Below are 15,545 nucleotides of genomic sequence, written 5' to 3' on the forward strand. Positions count from 1 at the left end.
CACCCAGACACCGCCAGAGAGACACCACGCCATGCACCCCGGATTCCTTGACGACGACACTCAGATCGCGCTGGCATTGACCACCCAGACCCGTGCAGACGACGGCTCGATCACGCTGCAGTCCCCCGTGCCGCTGGGCGACTATGCGCGCTGCATCGGCGAGTGGCTGGAGCACTGGGCGCTTGAGACGCCCGACGCGCTGGCCCTGGCCGAGCGCGATGACAAGGGTGAGCACTGGCGCAGCCTGACGTACGGCGAGTTGCGCCGTGCCGTGGGCGCCGTGGCGCAGTCGCTGCTCGACCTGAAGCTGCCGGCCGACCGCCCCGTGGCGATCCTGTCGGACAATGCGGTGGACCACGCGGTGCTCATGCTCGCGGCGATGCATGTGGGCCTCGCTTCGTGCTCGCTGTCCAGCGCCTACGCGCGCTCCAAGGACTCCACTCGGCTGCACAGCATGCTCGCGGCGCTGGGGCCGTCGCTGATCTATGCATCCGATGCCCGGGCATACGCACCGGCCTTGGCGGGGTACGCATCGGACGCGCTGCAGGTGTTCAGCCGCCACGCCGACGAGGTGCCGGGCGCGCTGCCCTTCGCGCGGCTGCTGCAGGGGGTGGAGACCCCGGCCGTGCGCCAGGCGTTCGACGCCATCGCGCCCGACGACCATGCCAAGTACCTGCTGACGTCAGGCTCCACCGGCCGGCCCAAGGTGGTCATCAACACCCACCGCATGCTCTGCGCCAACCAGCAGATGATGGCCCAGACCTGGCCCTTCCTGACCCACGAAAAGCCGGTGCTGGTGGACTGGCTGCCGTGGAGCCACACCTTTGGCGGCAACCACAACCTGAACATGGTGCTGTGCCACGGCGGCAGGCTCTACATCGACGAAGGGCGGCCCGTGCCCGGGCTCATCGAGAAGACGGTGCGCAACCTGCGCGACGTGAAGCCCACCATGCTGTTCAACGTGCCGCGCGGCTTCGATATGCTGCTGCCCTTCCTGGAAGCGGACGAGCAACTGGCCGCCGAGGTCCTGTCGCGCATGCGGCTGGCGTTCTATGCGGCTGCGGCGCTCGCGCCGTCCACCTGGCAGCGGCTCGAAGCGCTGGCCCTGCGCGTGCGGCCCGCGCAGCCGCTGTGGCTGACCACCTCCTGGGGCTCCACCGAGACATCGCCCGCCGTCACCAGCGCGCACTGGCGGCTGGAGAAGGCCGGCTGCATCGGCGCGCCGCTGCCCGGGCTGGCGCTCAAGCTCGTGCCCAATGGCAGCAAGCTGGAGATGCGGGTCAAGGGCGTGTCGGTGTTTCCGGGCTACCGCAACGCGCCGGCCGAGACGGCGGCCGCGTTCGACAGCGAGGGTTTCTACCGCATCGGCGACGCCGGCTACCTGGTGGACCCCGAGCGGCCCGAGCGTGGCGTGGTCTTCAACGGACGGGTGGCCGAAGACTTCAAGCTCTCCAGCGGCAGCTGGGTGTCGGTGGGCACGCTGCGCGTGGAGCTGATCTCGCAGCTCGCGCCGCTGGTGCAGGACATCGTGCTTACCGGCCACAACCACGACGAAGTGGGCATGCTGGTGTTCCCGTCGGCAGCGGGCGCGGCCGACCCTGCGAAGCTCACCGCCGCCCTGCAGGGCGTGATGCGGGCCCGGCGCAACGCCGGCGCGGGCTCGTCGCAGTGCCCCACGCGCGCCCTGGTGCTGGCGCAGCCGCCCGATGCGGACAGCGGCGAGATCACCGACAAGGGCTACATCAACCAGGGCGCGGTGCTGGCGCGGCGGGCCGCCGACGTGGCGCTCCTGCAGGCCAGCCCGGTGGACGAACGGGTCATCACCGGCTAGTCCATCTTTACAAACCCGGGCCGGCCCAAGTCCTTACAATATGAGAATCATTCTTATTAGCCACGGGCCTGACCACACTGCGCCCCCAGCCGTCCCGGTCCCGAACCTGCCGCGTTCGGGCCGCCCTTTGTCAGGCTGCGTGCGCCGTGGTTGCCCACTATTACCAAGAACTGCTGAACTACTTTGCCCGCATGGTGCGCAGCCGCGACACGGCGGCAGACCTGGTGCACGAGGCCTACGCGCGCGTGCTGGCGCTGCAGCGCAGCGGCGAGGCCGTGGCCCAGCCGCGCGCGCTGCTGTACCGCACCGCGCGCAACCTGCTCATTGACCAGCACCGCCGCCATGTGGTGCGCGGCACGGTGCCTTCGGAGGCCGACGACAGCCTGCCCGATGTGTCCGAATTGCCCGCACCCGCCGTGTGCGAGCCCGAAGCCGCCTTCACCTCCGCGCAAGGCGTGGCCTCGATGATCGCCACCATCGAATCGCTGCCGCTGCGTTGCCGCGAAGCGTTCATCCTGCACAAGTTCGACGGGCTGTCGCAGGCCGAGGTGGCCGCGCAGATGGGCATCTCGCGCAAGATGGTGGAGCAGCACATAAAGCGCGCCATGGTGGCCTGCCGCGCGTGCCGCGCCACCGCACAGGGGGAGGACCAGCCATGAGCGCGCAGCCCCCCATGCCCGCGCCGGACGGCGCCAACGACTGCATCGACGCCATCGACCACTTCGACGGTGAAGCCTTGGACTGGCTCGTGCGCAGCCAGGGCGCACCGGATGCTGCCACGCTGCAGGCCCTGCATGCGTGGCGCGACGCCGACCCGCGGCATGCGGCGGCGCTGGCGCGCTGGCAGCAGGACTGGCGCGCGCTCGACGCATTGCCCGCAGCGGCAGTCCGGCAGCTGCGCGCGGGCTTGACGCAGGACAAGGCCCGTGCCGGCGCACCGGCCCGCCCACGTGCATGGACCTGGAGTTGGAACTGGAGTTGGGGGCAGGGCGCCGCCACGGCCGCATCGGTCTGCCTGGTGGTTGCTGCCACGGTCATGGGCTACCACCACTGGCAGCAGCAACCCGTGTATGAGCAGGCCCTCTCCACCGGCCTGGGCCAGCAGTCCGAGGTGCACCTGCCCGACGGCAGCACCGTGCGCCTGGACACCAACACCCGCCTGGACGTCACCTTTCGCCGCCAGCGCCGCGAGGTGGTGCTGCCCGAAGGTCAGGCCGTGTTCAGGGTGCAGGGCGATGCCGCGCGGCCGTTCGACGTGCTGGCAGGGCCCTTGCGCATCACGGTGGTGGGCACCCGGTTCTCGGTGCGCTACACGCCCGGCGTGCCGGGCGACGCCGGTGTGCGCGTGGCGGTGGAAGAGGGCCGCGTGCGCGTGGCGCGCGCTGCCGATGCCGGGCCCGAGGTGGTGGAGCTGACCGCAGGCCAGCAGGTGCGCAGCGCTGCGGACGGCCACCTTGCCGCCATCGCCCCCGTGCCCCCTGCGGGCATTGCACCCTGGCGCGATGGGCGGGTGAGCTTCGACGACACGCCCTTGTCGCAGGCGCTGGCCGAATTCGCCCGGTACGGCTCCACGCAACTCGTGGTGCGCGACCCTGGCGTGGGGGCCCTGCGCCTGACCGGCACGTTCGACCCGCGGCGGCTGGATAACTTCACCCGGTCCCTGCCCAGCGTGCTGCCCGTGCAGCTGCGCGCGCACGGCGCGGTCACCGAGATCGTGGCCGCTCCCCACCCCCAGTAGCCACCTCGGTATCGGCAGGCTGCAGGCCGTTCCTGGCCGTCCGCCGCCGGCGGATGGGTCTGCGCGCCTGTGGGCCCCGCGCGCCCCGCCTTGCCCTGCACAGGGCCCCGCATCTTTTTTCAAAAAACTTGGCCCACCGACCTAGGGGGATGGCTTCGGCCTGCGTCTACATGAGAAGGCGTCTTATTCAAACATCCATTCCAACATCCGTTTCCAGGGAGATCTCTCACATGCCCCGCACCCGATTCCGGCCCGCCCCGTTGGCCCTGGCCGCCGCGCTCAGCCTGGTGGCCATGGGCGCCAGCGCCCAGGTGGCGCCCGCCCCCGGGCAGCCCGCCGTGGCGCTCAGCATCGCGGCCCAGCCGCTGGCCCAGGCGCTCAACGACCTGGCGCGCCAGTCGCGCATGGAGCTCATGGTCCAGCCCGCATTGGTGGCCGGGCGCTCGGCCCAGGCCGTGAACGGGTCGCTCACCGTGCGTGAGGCGCTGGACCGGCTGCTCGCCGGCTCGGGACTGGTGGGTGTGATCGAAGGCACCAGCATCGTGGTGCGCAGGCCGCCCGCGGCAGCAGCAGCGGGTGCTGCGGGTGCTGCCGGCGAGACTAGCCTGGCCGAAGTGCGGGTACAGGCCCAGGCCGAGCCCAGCGCGCTCACCGAGCACAGCGGCTCCTACACCACGCGCCAGGCGGGCACGTCCACGCCGCTCGCCCTGTCGCTGCGCGAGACGCCCCAGTCGGTCAGCGTGATCACGCGCCAGCGCATGGAAGACCAGGGCCTGACCCAGCTGTCCGACGTGGTCGCGCAGACGCCCGGGCTGGTGTTCAGCCAGAGCGGCAACCAGGGCTCGGACACCTCGCCCATCTACTCGCGCGGCTTCTCGGTCAATACCTACATGATCGACGGCGTCCGCCAGACGGACTCCAACTACTCGAGCATCTTCCAGACCAACGACATGGCGATGTTCGACCGCGTGGAAGTGGTGCGCGGCGCCTCGGGCCTCATGAACGGCATCGGCACGCCGGGCGCGGCGATCAACATGATCCGCAAGCGGCCCACCGCCGACTTCCAGGCCTCGGTGCGGGCCGAGGCGGGCTCGTGGAACCATGTGCGGACCGAGGCGGACATCGCCGGGCCCATCAACGCGTCGGGCAGCGTGCGGGGCCGCCTGGTGGCCGCCGCGCAGGACAACGACTCTTACATCGACCGCCTGAAGGAGCGCAAGAAGCTGCTCTACGGCGTGGTCGAGGCCGACCTCACCGCACAGACGCAGTTGCTGGCTGGCGCTTCGGTGCAGCACCACGACGCCACGGGCCATGCGCGCGGCGGCCTGCCGGCCTACTACTCCGACGGCACGCGCACGCAATGGAGCCGCTCGGCCTCGGCCGCGCCGCCCTGGGCGTATTCCAAGCGCCACTACACCTCGGTGTTCGCGGCGCTGGAGCACCGCTTCAGCGACGACTGGAAGGTCAAGGCCACGGCCACCCGCACCAACAACTTCTACGACGAGCTGATCGGCTACGCCAGCGGCGGCGCGCCGGTGCGCGCGACGGGCGCGGGTGTCACGCTGTGGGCGGGCCGCTGGAGCGCCACGCCCCGCCAGGACAGCCTGGACGTGCAGACCACGGGCCGCTTCGACCTGCTGGGCCGCAAGCACGACGTGGCCTTCGGCGCGCAGATGTCGCGCACCAGCTACGACGCGCCGTCGTACACCAACTGGACGCACGCGGGCTGGAGCAGTGCCATCGGCAACATCTTCACCTGGGACGGCACCTCGCCCGCCGCGCCGCCCAACCCCAGCATCGGCCGCAACACCTCGGACGAACGCCTGAACAGCGCCTACGCCACCGTGCGCTTCAAGCCCACGGATGCGCTGGCCGTGCTGGCCGGCGCGCGCGTGGTGGACTGGAGCCGCGCGCAGACCAGCACCCGCTTTTCCACCGGCGCCACCACCGCCAACAACCGCTACGAAAGCGGCGAGGTCACCCCGTACCTGGGCCTGGTCTACGACATCGACCGCAACTGGTCGGCCTACACCAGCTACACCACCATCTTCACGCCGCAGAGCCTGCGCCTGGCCAACGGCGACTACATGGACCCGCAGACGGGCGACAGCTTCGAGCTGGGCGTGAAGGGCGCGTTCCTGAGCGACCGCCTCAATGTCTCGGGCGCCATCTACAAGGCGCGGCAGGACAACCTGGGCGTGGCCATTCCCAACGTGTTCGCCCCGGACGGCAGCCAGGCCTACGAGGCCGTCTCGGGCACCAGCACGCGCGGCTTCGAGGTCGAGGCCACGGGCGAGGTGCGCCCGGGCTGGCAGGTCGCGGCAGGCTTCTCGCGCAACCTCACGCAGGACCGCCTGCGCACCCGCCTGCTCACCGACGTGCCGCAGAACACGGCCAAGCTGTTCACCAGCTACCGCATCGCGGGCATCGGCAAGGGCCTGACCGTGGGGGGCGGCCTGCGCTGGCAGAACCAGATCTACCGCGACAACCAGGGCGCCGCGCGCGTGCGGTTCACGCAGCCCGCGTATGCGGTGGTCGACCTCATGGTGCGCTACGCCATCACCGACACGGTGGCCGTCACGGCCAACCTGCGCAACGCCCTCGACAAGGTGTACTACACCTCGGTCGGCAACTCGTACTACGGTGCGCCGCGCAGCCTGCAGGTGGCGCTGGACGTGCGGTTCTGATGCACCCCCTGAGTCGCTTTGCGCCGTCCCCCTGGAAGGGGGCCGCTCCCAGCGCGGCGGGGCGGCCCTTGCGCGGGAGCCCTGGCCTGTGTTGCGCCAGTTTTACCGGCAGGGGGTGATGCATGCCATCGCATCTCTGCAACCGGAGTGATCTGCCATGAAAGAAGGCTTTCGCCAGTGCATGGCCTGGCTGCACACCTGGGTCGGGCTGGTGGTGGGCTGGGTGCTGTTCTTCGTGTTCGTGACGGGCACAGCCGGCTACTTCGCGCACGAGATCGACCGGTGGATGCGCCCCGAGCTGCCCCTGGCGACCGATGCCGCGACGGTGGACCCGCACCGGGCGGTCGCGCTGGCGCAGGCCTACCTGCAGGCCAACGCGCCGCCACAGTCGCAGGACTGGTCGGTGCAGCTGCCCGGCCAGCGCGGCAGCAGCGCACTGAGCGTGAGCTGGCGCGAGCCGCCCGCCGATGGCAAGCCCGGCGCGCGCGGCCGCTTCGTGCGCCGAACGCTCGACCCGGCCACCGGCCAGGCAGCCGCCGAGCCCGTGGTGCGCAAGACCGGCGGCGGCCACCTGCTGTACCGCATGCACTACATGCTGCACTACGTGCCGTACGACGTGGCGATCCGGCTGGTGGGCGTGTGCACCATGCTGATGCTCATGGCCGTGGTGACCGGGGTCATCACCCACAAGAAGATCTTCGTGGACTTCTTCACCTTCCGGCCGGGCAAGGGGCAGCGCTCGTGGCTGGACGCGCACAACATCATCAGCGTGACGGCGCTGCCGTTCTTTCTGATGATCACGTACAGCGGGCTGGTGTTCTTCCTGTTCCAGTACATGCCGGCGGGCCTGGCGGCCAGCCACTATGCGGGCAACGCGCAGGTGTTCTACGACGACCTGCTGCAGCGACCGGCCGCCGTGGATGCCACTGTTTCCGCGCAGCCGCTCACCGCTTTGGCGCCGCTGGTGGCCCAGGCCGAGGCGCAGTGGGGCGCGGGCCAGGTGGCGCGCGTGGGCGTGCAGCAGCCCGGGCGCGCCGATGCCGACGTGCAACTGGTGCGCGTGGCGGGCGGGCAGATTGCCGGCAGCGACCGGCTGCGCTTTGATGCCCGCACGGGCGAGGCCCTGCCGCCCAAGGCCGAGGACGGCGCGGCCCGCGAGACGCAAGACGTCCTGCTGGCCCTGCACGAAGGCCGCTTTGCAGGGCCCGTGGTGCGCTGGCTGTACTTTGCGAGCGGCCTCTTGGGCTGCGCGATGATCGCCACCGGCCTGGTGCTGTGGACGGCCAAGCGCCGCGCCCAACAGGACAAGCGGGCCAAGGCGGGCGACAAGCCCGAGTTCGGCTTTCGGCTGGTGGAGTGCCTGAACATCGGCACCGTGGCCGGCCTGCCCGTGGCCGTGGCCGCGTACTTCTGGGCCAACCGCCTGATCCCGGCGGACTTCGCCACCCGCCGCGAGTGGGAGGCGCACGTGCTCTTCATCACCTGGGGCGTGCTGCTGCTGTACCCGGCCTGGCGCACGCCGCTGCGCGCGTGGCTGGAATCGCTGTGGCTGGCCGCCGCGGCGTTTGCGCTGCTGCCCCTGCTCAACGCACTGACCACCGACCGCCACCTGGGCGTCACCCTGCCTGCGGGCGACTGGGTGCTCGCCGGGTTCGACCTCACCATGCTGGCGCTGGGCGCGTGCCTTGCGGTCGCTGCACGCCGCGTGCACCGCCGCCAGCGCGCTGCGGCGGAGCCCGCACGCGCCCGTGGTGCCGTGGTCGCGGGTGCCGCCCTCTAGCGTGCCGCAGTGCTTCTTCCCCGATTTTTCTTTCTTCTTTTTCTTCTTCTTCTTCTTCTCGATTTTCAAAGGAGTCTCCATGTTCAAGAAAACCCTGCTCGCCGTCGCCCTGTCCGGCATCGCCCTGTCTGCCGCTGCCCACCAGCTGTGGCTGGAGCGCGATGCCACCGGCCCGGTGCGTGTGTACGTGGGCGATGCCGACAGCCAGCACGACAAGGGCGCCGAAGTGGCCAAGCTGGCCGCTACCACCCAGGTCTTCACCACCGACCGCCAGCAGACGGCCAAGCTCACCGCCAAGGAGGAATTCCTGGAGGCCGACGTGGCCGCTGCCGGCGACGTGCGCCTGTCCAACGACCAGGTCTGGAAGCCCTGGAAGGCCAAGGACGGCAGCTTCCAGGCCGCCGTGTTCAACGCGCGCGCCGGCCGCAGCGAGACGCAGGCCGTGCTCGACTACGAACTGGTGCCCGTCACGGCGGGTGGCAACACCTTCACGCTGGTGTTCAAGGGCCAGCCCGTGGCGAACAAGACCGTCACGGTGATCACGCCCGACAAGTGGACCAAGGGCTTCAAGACCGATGCGGCCGGCCGCGTCGACGTGCCGGTCAACGGCAAGGGCCGCTACGTGCTCGTCAGCACCCACGAGGCACCTGCCGTGGGCGATGTGGTCATTGCCGGCCAGAAGGTCGCCAAGCTGGGCTACACGACCACGCTGACCTTCGTCGCGCAGTAAGCCGCCATGGCCACGGCACACGCAGGCTCTGCCGCGCGCTACCGCTTGATGGTGGCCAGCCGCGCCCTGGCGGCGGCCCTGGGCGGCTATGCGCTGGCGTCGCTGTTCACCGCCGTGCTGGCCTTGGGGCTGCCCCGCGTGTCGGACACCAGCCGCGCCAGCGCGCTGCTCACGGCCACCCTGCTCAGCTTTGCGGTGTATGCGGCGGCGGTGATCTGGGCCTTCAGCGCACGCAGCGCACTGCGCGCCTGGATGGGCCTGGCCGTGCTGTCGGCCGTGCTGGCCGCTGCGCTCTGGGCGCTGAAGGTGGGTGCATGACGGCGGCGATCTGGGCCGCACCGCTGGCCGCGCTCACGCTGTCGTTCAGCGGCATGGCGGGCCTGGCGCTGGCCATGGACCGCCACCACGAACAGGTCACCGGCCGCGCCGAGGTGCCGCGCACACGGCGCCGGGCGCTGCGCTGGGCGGGCAGCCTGCTGCTGGCGCTGTCCCTGGCCGCCAGCATCGGGGCCTGGGGCGCCACCGTGGGGCTGACCGCCTGGTGCGGCCTTCTCACGGCGGGCGGCCTGCTGGTGGGTGTGCTGCTGACCTACGCGCCGCACCTGGCGGTGCGGGTGTCGGCGGCCACAGTGCTGGTGGCGGGCGTGTGCCTTGTGGGGTCCGCTGCGGGGCTGTAGGCACCGGCGGCGCCGCTTGGGGGGCGTCGGCAAAAAAAATGTCCCGAACAGCGTGCCCTTTTTTCCGTCTCGTTGGTCATAGGCAGTAGGTGCAGTGCGCGGGCCCTGCAGCCTGCGCCGTTGGCGGCCTGCGTTTTTTTCATCTTCGTTTTTCGACCCAGCCATGTCTTCACTCTTTGCCTCACCTTCCGCCGCCGCCGGTGCCTTGCTTGCGCTGGCCGCCTGCGCCTGGGCGGGCCACGCCCATGCCGACTATGTGTGGCTGCAGCGCGATGGGGCCCAGGCCCGCGCCTACGCGGGCGAGCTGCCCCGCCGCAGCGCGGCGCTGCCGCCCCTCCAGGCGCCGCGCGCCTACCTGGCCGACGGCAAGGACCTGCCCGTGGCGCCGCAGGCCGGCCACATCGACATCACCGCGCCGGGCGGGGACGACCTGCGCCTGAGCACCTTGCACGTCACCGGCCACGGCGCGGTCACCTACTACCAGGCCCGCAACGGCCGCACCGAGACCCGCGCCGCCAACGACCTGGAGCTGGTGCCCACCACGCCCGGCGGCAACACCTTCAAGCTGGTGTGGAAGGGGCAGACCGTGGCGGCATCACAAGTGAATGTGGACACCAGCGCCGGCTGGCGCCGCACGCTGGCCCCGGCGGCCGACGGCACGGTGCAGCTGGAGACGCCCTTCCCCGGCCTCTACGTGCTGGAGGTGAGCGCCAAGGTCAACGGCTCGGTCACCGTGGACGGCAAGAAATACGACGACGTGCGCCACACCGCCACGCTCAGCTTCGAGGTGCCCCGCTGATGGCCCCGACCCCACCCCATACACGCACCACACGCACTGCACGCACGGCCCGACGCGTGGGCGCCCTGGTGCTGCTGGCGGGTGCCATCGCCGCCGGCGCCTGGTGGTGGACGCGGCAGCCCGCCATGGTCTACGACACCGTGCCCGTGGCCCGCGGCGATATCGAGGCTACGGTCAGCGCCATCGGCACGCTGCAGCCGCGCCGCTATGTGGACGTGGGCGCGCAGGTGTCGGGGCAGATAACGCGCCTGCACGTGCAGCCCGGCACCGAGGTCAAGAAGGGCCAGCTGCTGGTCGAGATAGACCCCAGCGTGCAGCAGGCCACGGTGGACGGCGCGCGCGCCGCACTCGCCGGCCTGCGCGCGCAGCTGGCCGAGCAGCAGGCCCAGCACCGCCTGGCCCAGCAGCAGCAGGCCCGCCAGCAGCAGATGGAGCGCGAAGGCGCCACGCGGCTCGAAGACCTGCAGACGGCCGAGGCCGCGCTCGCATCGGCCGCGGCGCGCATCGACCACCTGAAGGCGCAGATCGACCAGACCCAGGCGAGCCTGAAGGCCGACGAGGCGCGCCTTGGTTACACCCGCATCTACGCGCCCATGGCCGGCACCGTGGTGGCGCTGGAAGCGCGCGAGGGCCAGACCCTGAACGCCACCTACCAGACGCCCAACATCCTGCGCGTGGCGGACCTGTCGACCATGACGGTGTGGACCGAAGTCTCCGAGGCCGACATCCGCCGCGTGCGGGCCGGCCTGCCGGTGTACTTCACCACGCTGGGCGGGCAGGCCGACGCCGCCGGGCGCCGCTGGCGCAGCACCGTGCGCCAGGTGCTGCCCGCGCCGCCCACGCCCGAGGCCAAGGCCGCGGGCGGCGCCAACGCACAGGCCGCCGCGAGCAAGGCCGTGTCGTACACCGTGCTGTTCGACGTGGACAACGCCGACGGCGAGCTGATGCCGCAGATGACCGCGCAGACGAGCTTCGTCACCGCGCAGGCGCAGGGCGTGATCGCCGTGCCGCTGTCGGCACTGGCCAGTCCGACCAGCCCTGCCAGACCGGCAAGCGGCAAGGCGGCGGGTGGCAAGGCATCTGATGCGGAGGGTGACGGTGACAGCGCTGGTGCCCGCGCTGGCGAGAAGGCCGCCGCAGCCACCCACAGCGCCCGCGTGCTGCGCGCCGATGGCGTGGTGGAGCAGCGCGCCGTCGTCGTGGCCGTGAAAAGCCGCCACCTGGCCGAGGTGCGCTCGGGCCTGCAGGAGGGCGAGCAGCTGGTGACCGGCGAGCGCCCTGCGCGCAGCGGCCCGCAAAGGTTCAAGCTGTGACCGCAGGCACCGGCACCCAACACGACACCCTGCACGGCGTCTTGCATGACGCCCCGGGTGTGCCACTGATCGAGCTGCGTGGCGTGCGCCGCCGCTACGGCGGTGGCGAGCAGCCCGAGGTGGAGGTGCTGCGTGGCATCTCGCTGTCCATCCACGCGGGCGAGTTCGTCGCCATCGTGGGCGCGTCGGGCTCGGGCAAGTCCACGCTGATGAACCTGCTCGGCTGCCTGGACAAGCCCAGCAGCGGCAGCTACCGCTTCCAGGGTGAAGACGTGGCGGGCTTCGACGCCGACCAGCTGGCCTGGCTGCGGCGCGAGGCTTTCGGCTTCGTCTTTCAGGGGTACCACCTGATCCGCGCCGAGTCGGCGTGCGAGAACGTCGAGGTGCCCGCCATCTACGCCGGCACCCCGCGCGAGGAGCGCACCCGCCGCGCAGCCGCACTGCTGTCGCGCCTGGGCCTGGCCGACAAACTGCACCACCGGCCCACGCAGCTGTCGGGCGGGCAGCAGCAGCGCGTGTCGATTGCGCGGGCGCTGATGAACGGCGGCCGCATCATCCTGGCCGACGAGCCCACCGGCGCGCTGGACACCCACAGCGGCGCCGAGGTGATGGCGCTGCTGCACGAGCTGGCCGATGCGGGCCACACCATCGTGCTCATCACCCACGACCGCGAAGTGGCCGCCCAGGCGCGCCGCGTGATCGAGATCCGCGACGGCGAGATCGTGGCGGACAGCGGTGCGGCCGTGGCAGGGGCGTTTGAAGCAAAAAATGCCTCTACCGCGCAACCAGCAAGCGCAAGAAGCTATAAAAATAGTAGCAAGCGTTCCGGCCGCGCCTTCTGGGCCGAACTGGCCGAGGCCGCTCGCTCGGCCTGGCGCGGCATGCGCATCAACCGCGCACGCACCGGGCTCACGCTGCTGGGCATCGTGATCGGCGTGGCGTCGGTCATCGTGATGATGGGCGTGGGCGAGGGCGCCAAGCAGCGCGTGGTGGAGCAGATGGGCTCCATGGGCACCACCATCATGTACCTGGGCGCCAGCCACCCGCGCGAGGGCGGGCCGCAGGGCGAGATCACCGCGGAGGACCTGGAGGCCATCGCCCGCCTGCCCGAGATCGGCCACGTGATGCCCGTCATCGGCGACCCCATCCCCGTGCGCCATGGCAATGTCGAGCGGCAGATCTACGTGTTCGCCGCCAGCGAGGACATGCCCCGCGTGCACCACTGGAAGGTGGCCCAGGGCCGCTACTACAGCGCGGCCGAAGACCGCGACCTGGCGCCGCTGGTGGTGCTGGGGCACAAGGCCAGCGCGCAGTTCTTTCCGGACCATCCGAACCCGCTGGGCCGCCACCTGCTGATCGGCAACGCGCCGTTCGAGGTGATCGGCGTGATGGCCGAGCGCGGCGCCGACTCGGGCGCGCAGAACTACGACGACATGGTGTTCATCCCCTACCAGTCGGGCCGCGCGCGCGTGTACCGCGTGCAGACCCAGCCCGACTACACCGTGGTCGCTGCCGCGTCGGTCGAGCAGGTACAGGCGGCCGAGAAGGCCATGCACGCGCTGCTGCTGTCGCGCCACGGGCGCGAGGACTTTCGCATCGGCAACGCGGCGGCCAAGCTGCAGGCCGAGGCGCAGACGCGCAACGCCATGACCATGATGCTGGGCCTGATCGCGGCCGTGTCGCTGGTGGTGGGCGGCATCGGCGTGATGAACGTGATGCTGATGACGGTGCGCGAGCGCACGCGCGAGATCGGCATCCGCATGGCCACCGGCGCGCGGCAGGGCGACATCCTGCGCCAGTTCCTCACCGAGGCCGTGCTGGTCACGCTGGTGGGCGGCGCGGCGGGCCTGGCCATCGGCTTGGCCGTGGGCGCGGTGCTCATCGTGTCGGGCGTGCCCGTGATCTTCTCGCTCACCGCCATGGGCGGTGCCTTTGCCTGCGCCGTGGCCACGGGCCTGGTGTTCGGCTACATGCCCGCCCGCCGCGCCGCCGGGCTCGACCCCGTGGTGGCCCTGGCTTCCGAATGATTGTGATGGTTGGTATGCGCACTTGTATTGCTTCTGTGTCCTGTCTTGCCGCCGGCGTGCTGCTGCTCGGCGGCTGCGCCGCGGTGCAGCCGCTGCCCGAAGACGCCGCTGCCGCACCCGCCTTGCCCGTGCACTGGACCAGCCCGGTGCCGCCCGCTCAGGGGGGGGCGACGGATGTCTCTGCGCTTGGCGTCGCAGAGCTCGACGCGCTCATCCGCGCCGCCCACGCGCAGAGCCCGGACCTCGCCGCCGCCATCGCGCGGGTGCAGCAGGCAGATGCCGTGGCGCGGGCCGCCGGCGCCAGCCTGCTGCCCGCCGTGACCGGCACGCTCGACGCCCGCCGCCAGGCCCGTGCCGGCGGGCAGGCCGAGGTGGCCGGCAACCAGATCGGCGCCGCACTCGTCGCCAGCTATGAGCTCGATGCCTGGGGCCGCCTGGGTGCCGAGCGCGCCAGTGCCCAGGCCCTGCGCACCGCCAGCGTGCACGACCGCGGCGCGGTGCAGATCACGCTGACGGCGGCGGTGGCGCAGGCATGGCTGCAACTGGTGGGCGGGCGCGAGCGCCTGGCGATTGCGGAACTGAACCTGCACAGCGCCGAGCGCGTGCTGGCCGTGGTCGAGTCGCGCGCGCGCGCCGGGGCCGCCACGCAGTTGGAGCTGGCGCAGCAGCGCGGCCTGGTGGCCACGCAGCGGCAGGTGCTGGAGGCACGGCGCCAGCAGGTGTCGGGCGCGCACACGGCGCTGGCCGCGCTGCTGGGCCAGGCGCAGTGGCCGCTGGTGCAGGCCAGCGCATTGCCCGCCACGCAGGCGCTGGCGCCCGCTGCCGGGTCGCCCGCCGACCTGCTGTTGCGGCGGCCCGACATTGCGCGGGCCGAGGCGCGGCTTTTTGCCGCCCACGCCGACGTGGCCGCAGCCCGCGCGGCGCTGCTGCCGCGCATCAGCCTGACTGCCAGCCTGGGCACCGGGGGCAGCAACCTGCCCCGCGTGTTCGACAACCCGCTCTACAGCCTGGCCGCCGCGCTGGCCGCGCCCATCTTCAACGGCGGGCGCCTGGCCGCCGACCGCGATGCGGCCCAGGCGCGCCAGGCCGAGCTGCTGGCGCAGTACCGCGCCAGCATCGTGGCGGCCGTGAGCGATGTGGAGCAAGCCCTGCAGGCCGTGGCGGGCACGCAGGCCCAGCGCACCGCGCAGGCGCAGGTGGTGCAGCAGGCGCAGCAGGCGGCCACGCTGGCGCAGTCGCGCTACCGCGCCGGGGCCGAGACGCTGCTCACGCTGCTGGATGCACAGCGCACGCTGTACGCCGCGCAGGACATGGCGGCCCAGCTGCACCAGGCCGAATGGCAGGCGCAGGTGGCGCTGTACCGCGCACTGGGCGGGGGCTGGCAGCCCGATGTTGACGCTGTCGCGCACAGCGTGGCCGCCATGGCCACCGTGGTGCAGCCATGAGGGCAGCCACCGACGAGCCGGTGACCATGCTGCAGCGCCTGCGCACCGCGGGCCTGCGCCCCACCACGGCGCGCATCGGCGTGCTGCAGGTGATCCACTCCGCGGGCAGCGCGGGCATCGGCGCGGACGAGGCGTTTCACCAGATGCTGCTGCGCGGCACGCACGTGAGCACCAGCACGGTGTACCGCATCATCCACGAGCTGCAGACCCTGGGCGTGCTGCTGCACGACCGCAGCGACCGGCGCCACACCGTGTACCGCCTGCGGCCCTTTGCGCCGCCGCCGTCGGCCGACGTGCGCATGGCCTGCCGCCGGTGCGAGCGCTCGGCCACGCTGCCCGGCGCACAGCTGCGCAACGAGCTGGAGCTGCGCGCGGCCGAGGTGGGCCTGCGGCCGCTGGTGGCGGGCTTGGTGCTGCAGGTGGACTGCCTGGGCTGCGACGGGGCCACGGGGCACTGCCAGCCCAACTAAAACCCCAGGCCCGCACAAAGAAAAAGGACCAGACGCCCGGAGGCATCT

13 protein-coding genes are annotated in these 15,545 nt (G+C 71.6%); all 13 read left to right on the forward strand.

Going from position 1 to position 15,545, the window contains the following annotated elements:
• Window positions 1–31 precede the first annotated feature (31 nt).
• The 13 genes from ASG27_RS12445 (at window position 32) to ASG27_RS12505 (ending at window position 15,497) form a co-directional block, all read left to right on the forward strand.
• Complete coding sequence (locus tag ASG27_RS12445) at window positions 32–1,831, forward strand: feruloyl-CoA synthase (RefSeq protein WP_056417461.1); 1,800 nt, start codon at window positions 32–34, stop codon at window positions 1,829–1,831.
• Window positions 1,832–1,977: 146 nt separating this feature from the next.
• Window positions 1,978–2,490, forward strand: a complete 513-nt coding sequence (locus tag ASG27_RS12450; RefSeq protein WP_056417463.1) for a sigma-70 family RNA polymerase sigma factor — start codon at window positions 1,978–1,980, stop codon at window positions 2,488–2,490.
• The gene (locus ASG27_RS12455) at window positions 2,487–3,569 is read left to right on the forward strand and encodes a FecR family protein (RefSeq protein ID WP_235504029.1); all 1,083 of its coding nucleotides are present in this window, start codon (window positions 2,487–2,489) and stop codon (window positions 3,567–3,569) included. Before ASG27_RS12450 ends, ASG27_RS12455 begins: the two co-directional genes overlap by 4 nt.
• Before the next feature lie 230 nt (window positions 3,570–3,799).
• Complete coding sequence (locus ASG27_RS12460; RefSeq protein ID WP_056417466.1) at window positions 3,800–6,256, forward strand: TonB-dependent siderophore receptor; 2,457 nt, start codon at window positions 3,800–3,802, stop codon at window positions 6,254–6,256.
• 157 nt (window positions 6,257–6,413) lie between these two features.
• On the forward strand, window positions 6,414–8,036 hold the full coding sequence (locus tag ASG27_RS12465) for a PepSY-associated TM helix domain-containing protein (protein WP_056417469.1): 1,623 nt from the start codon (window positions 6,414–6,416) through the stop codon (window positions 8,034–8,036).
• A 79-nt stretch (window positions 8,037–8,115) separates the two neighbouring features.
• Entirely contained in the window at window positions 8,116–8,766 is a 651-nt protein-coding gene (locus ASG27_RS12470) for a nickel uptake transporter family protein (RefSeq protein ID WP_056418291.1), read from the forward strand.
• A 6-nt stretch (window positions 8,767–8,772) separates the two neighbouring features.
• Window positions 8,773–9,084, forward strand: coding sequence for a DUF3649 domain-containing protein (locus ASG27_RS12475; protein ID WP_056417471.1), 312 nt, complete (start codon window positions 8,773–8,775; stop codon window positions 9,082–9,084).
• On the forward strand, window positions 9,081–9,443 hold the full coding sequence (locus ASG27_RS12480) for a DUF3325 domain-containing protein (RefSeq protein ID WP_056417474.1): 363 nt from the start codon (window positions 9,081–9,083) through the stop codon (window positions 9,441–9,443). The genes ASG27_RS12475 and ASG27_RS12480 overlap by 4 nt, the downstream gene beginning before the upstream one ends.
• 163 nt (window positions 9,444–9,606) lie before the next feature.
• Complete coding sequence (locus tag ASG27_RS12485) at window positions 9,607–10,242, forward strand: hypothetical protein (protein ID WP_056417477.1); 636 nt, start codon at window positions 9,607–9,609, stop codon at window positions 10,240–10,242.
• On the forward strand, window positions 10,242–11,555 hold the full coding sequence (locus ASG27_RS12490) for an efflux RND transporter periplasmic adaptor subunit (protein WP_056417479.1): 1,314 nt from the start codon (window positions 10,242–10,244) through the stop codon (window positions 11,553–11,555). Before ASG27_RS12485 ends, ASG27_RS12490 begins: the two co-directional genes overlap by 1 nt.
• A 59-nt stretch (window positions 11,556–11,614) precedes the next feature.
• Window positions 11,615–13,582 (forward strand): MacB family efflux pump subunit, encoded by a 1,968-nt coding sequence (locus tag ASG27_RS12495; protein ID WP_326938717.1) that lies wholly within the window; start codon window positions 11,615–11,617, stop codon window positions 13,580–13,582.
• A 35-nt stretch (window positions 13,583–13,617) separates the two neighbouring features.
• Window positions 13,618–15,027 (forward strand): efflux transporter outer membrane subunit, encoded by a 1,410-nt coding sequence (locus ASG27_RS12500; RefSeq protein ID WP_235504030.1) that lies wholly within the window; start codon window positions 13,618–13,620, stop codon window positions 15,025–15,027.
• Window positions 15,024–15,497 carry a transcriptional repressor gene (locus tag ASG27_RS12505; RefSeq protein WP_056417484.1) on the forward strand — a complete coding sequence of 158 codons (474 nt, stop codon included), beginning with the start codon at window positions 15,024–15,026 and terminating at the stop codon, window positions 15,495–15,497. The genes ASG27_RS12500 and ASG27_RS12505 overlap by 4 nt, the downstream gene beginning before the upstream one ends.
• Window positions 15,498–15,545 lie beyond the last annotated feature (48 nt).

Origin of the sequence: Acidovorax sp. Leaf191 (genome assembly GCF_001424425.1) — a bacterium.
Taxonomy (GTDB): domain Bacteria; phylum Pseudomonadota; class Gammaproteobacteria; order Burkholderiales; family Burkholderiaceae_C; genus Acidovorax.

Bases quoted from the DNA above. Each gene is read 5' to 3' on its own strand.
- ASG27_RS12475 (WP_056417471.1), top strand. From the start codon at position 8,773: ATGGCCACGGCACACGCAGGCTCTGCCGCGCGCTACCGCTTGATGGTG.
- ASG27_RS12445 (WP_056417461.1), top strand. From the start codon at position 32: ATGCACCCCGGATTCCTTGACGACGACACTCAGATCGCGCTGGCATTG.
- ASG27_RS12480 (WP_056417474.1), top strand. From the start codon at position 9,081: ATGACGGCGGCGATCTGGGCCGCACCGCTGGCCGCGCTCACGCTGTCG.
- ASG27_RS12505 (WP_056417484.1), top strand. From the start codon at position 15,024: ATGAGGGCAGCCACCGACGAGCCGGTGACCATGCTGCAGCGCCTGCGC.
- ASG27_RS12465 (WP_056417469.1), top strand. From the start codon at position 6,414: ATGAAAGAAGGCTTTCGCCAGTGCATGGCCTGGCTGCACACCTGGGTC.
- ASG27_RS12470 (WP_056418291.1), top strand. From the start codon at position 8,116: ATGTTCAAGAAAACCCTGCTCGCCGTCGCCCTGTCCGGCATCGCCCTG.
- ASG27_RS12490 (WP_056417479.1), top strand. From the start codon at position 10,242: ATGGCCCCGACCCCACCCCATACACGCACCACACGCACTGCACGCACG.
- ASG27_RS12485 (WP_056417477.1), top strand. From the start codon at position 9,607: ATGTCTTCACTCTTTGCCTCACCTTCCGCCGCCGCCGGTGCCTTGCTT.
- ASG27_RS12455 (WP_235504029.1), top strand. From the start codon at position 2,487: ATGAGCGCGCAGCCCCCCATGCCCGCGCCGGACGGCGCCAACGACTGC.
- ASG27_RS12460 (WP_056417466.1), top strand. From the start codon at position 3,800: ATGCCCCGCACCCGATTCCGGCCCGCCCCGTTGGCCCTGGCCGCCGCG.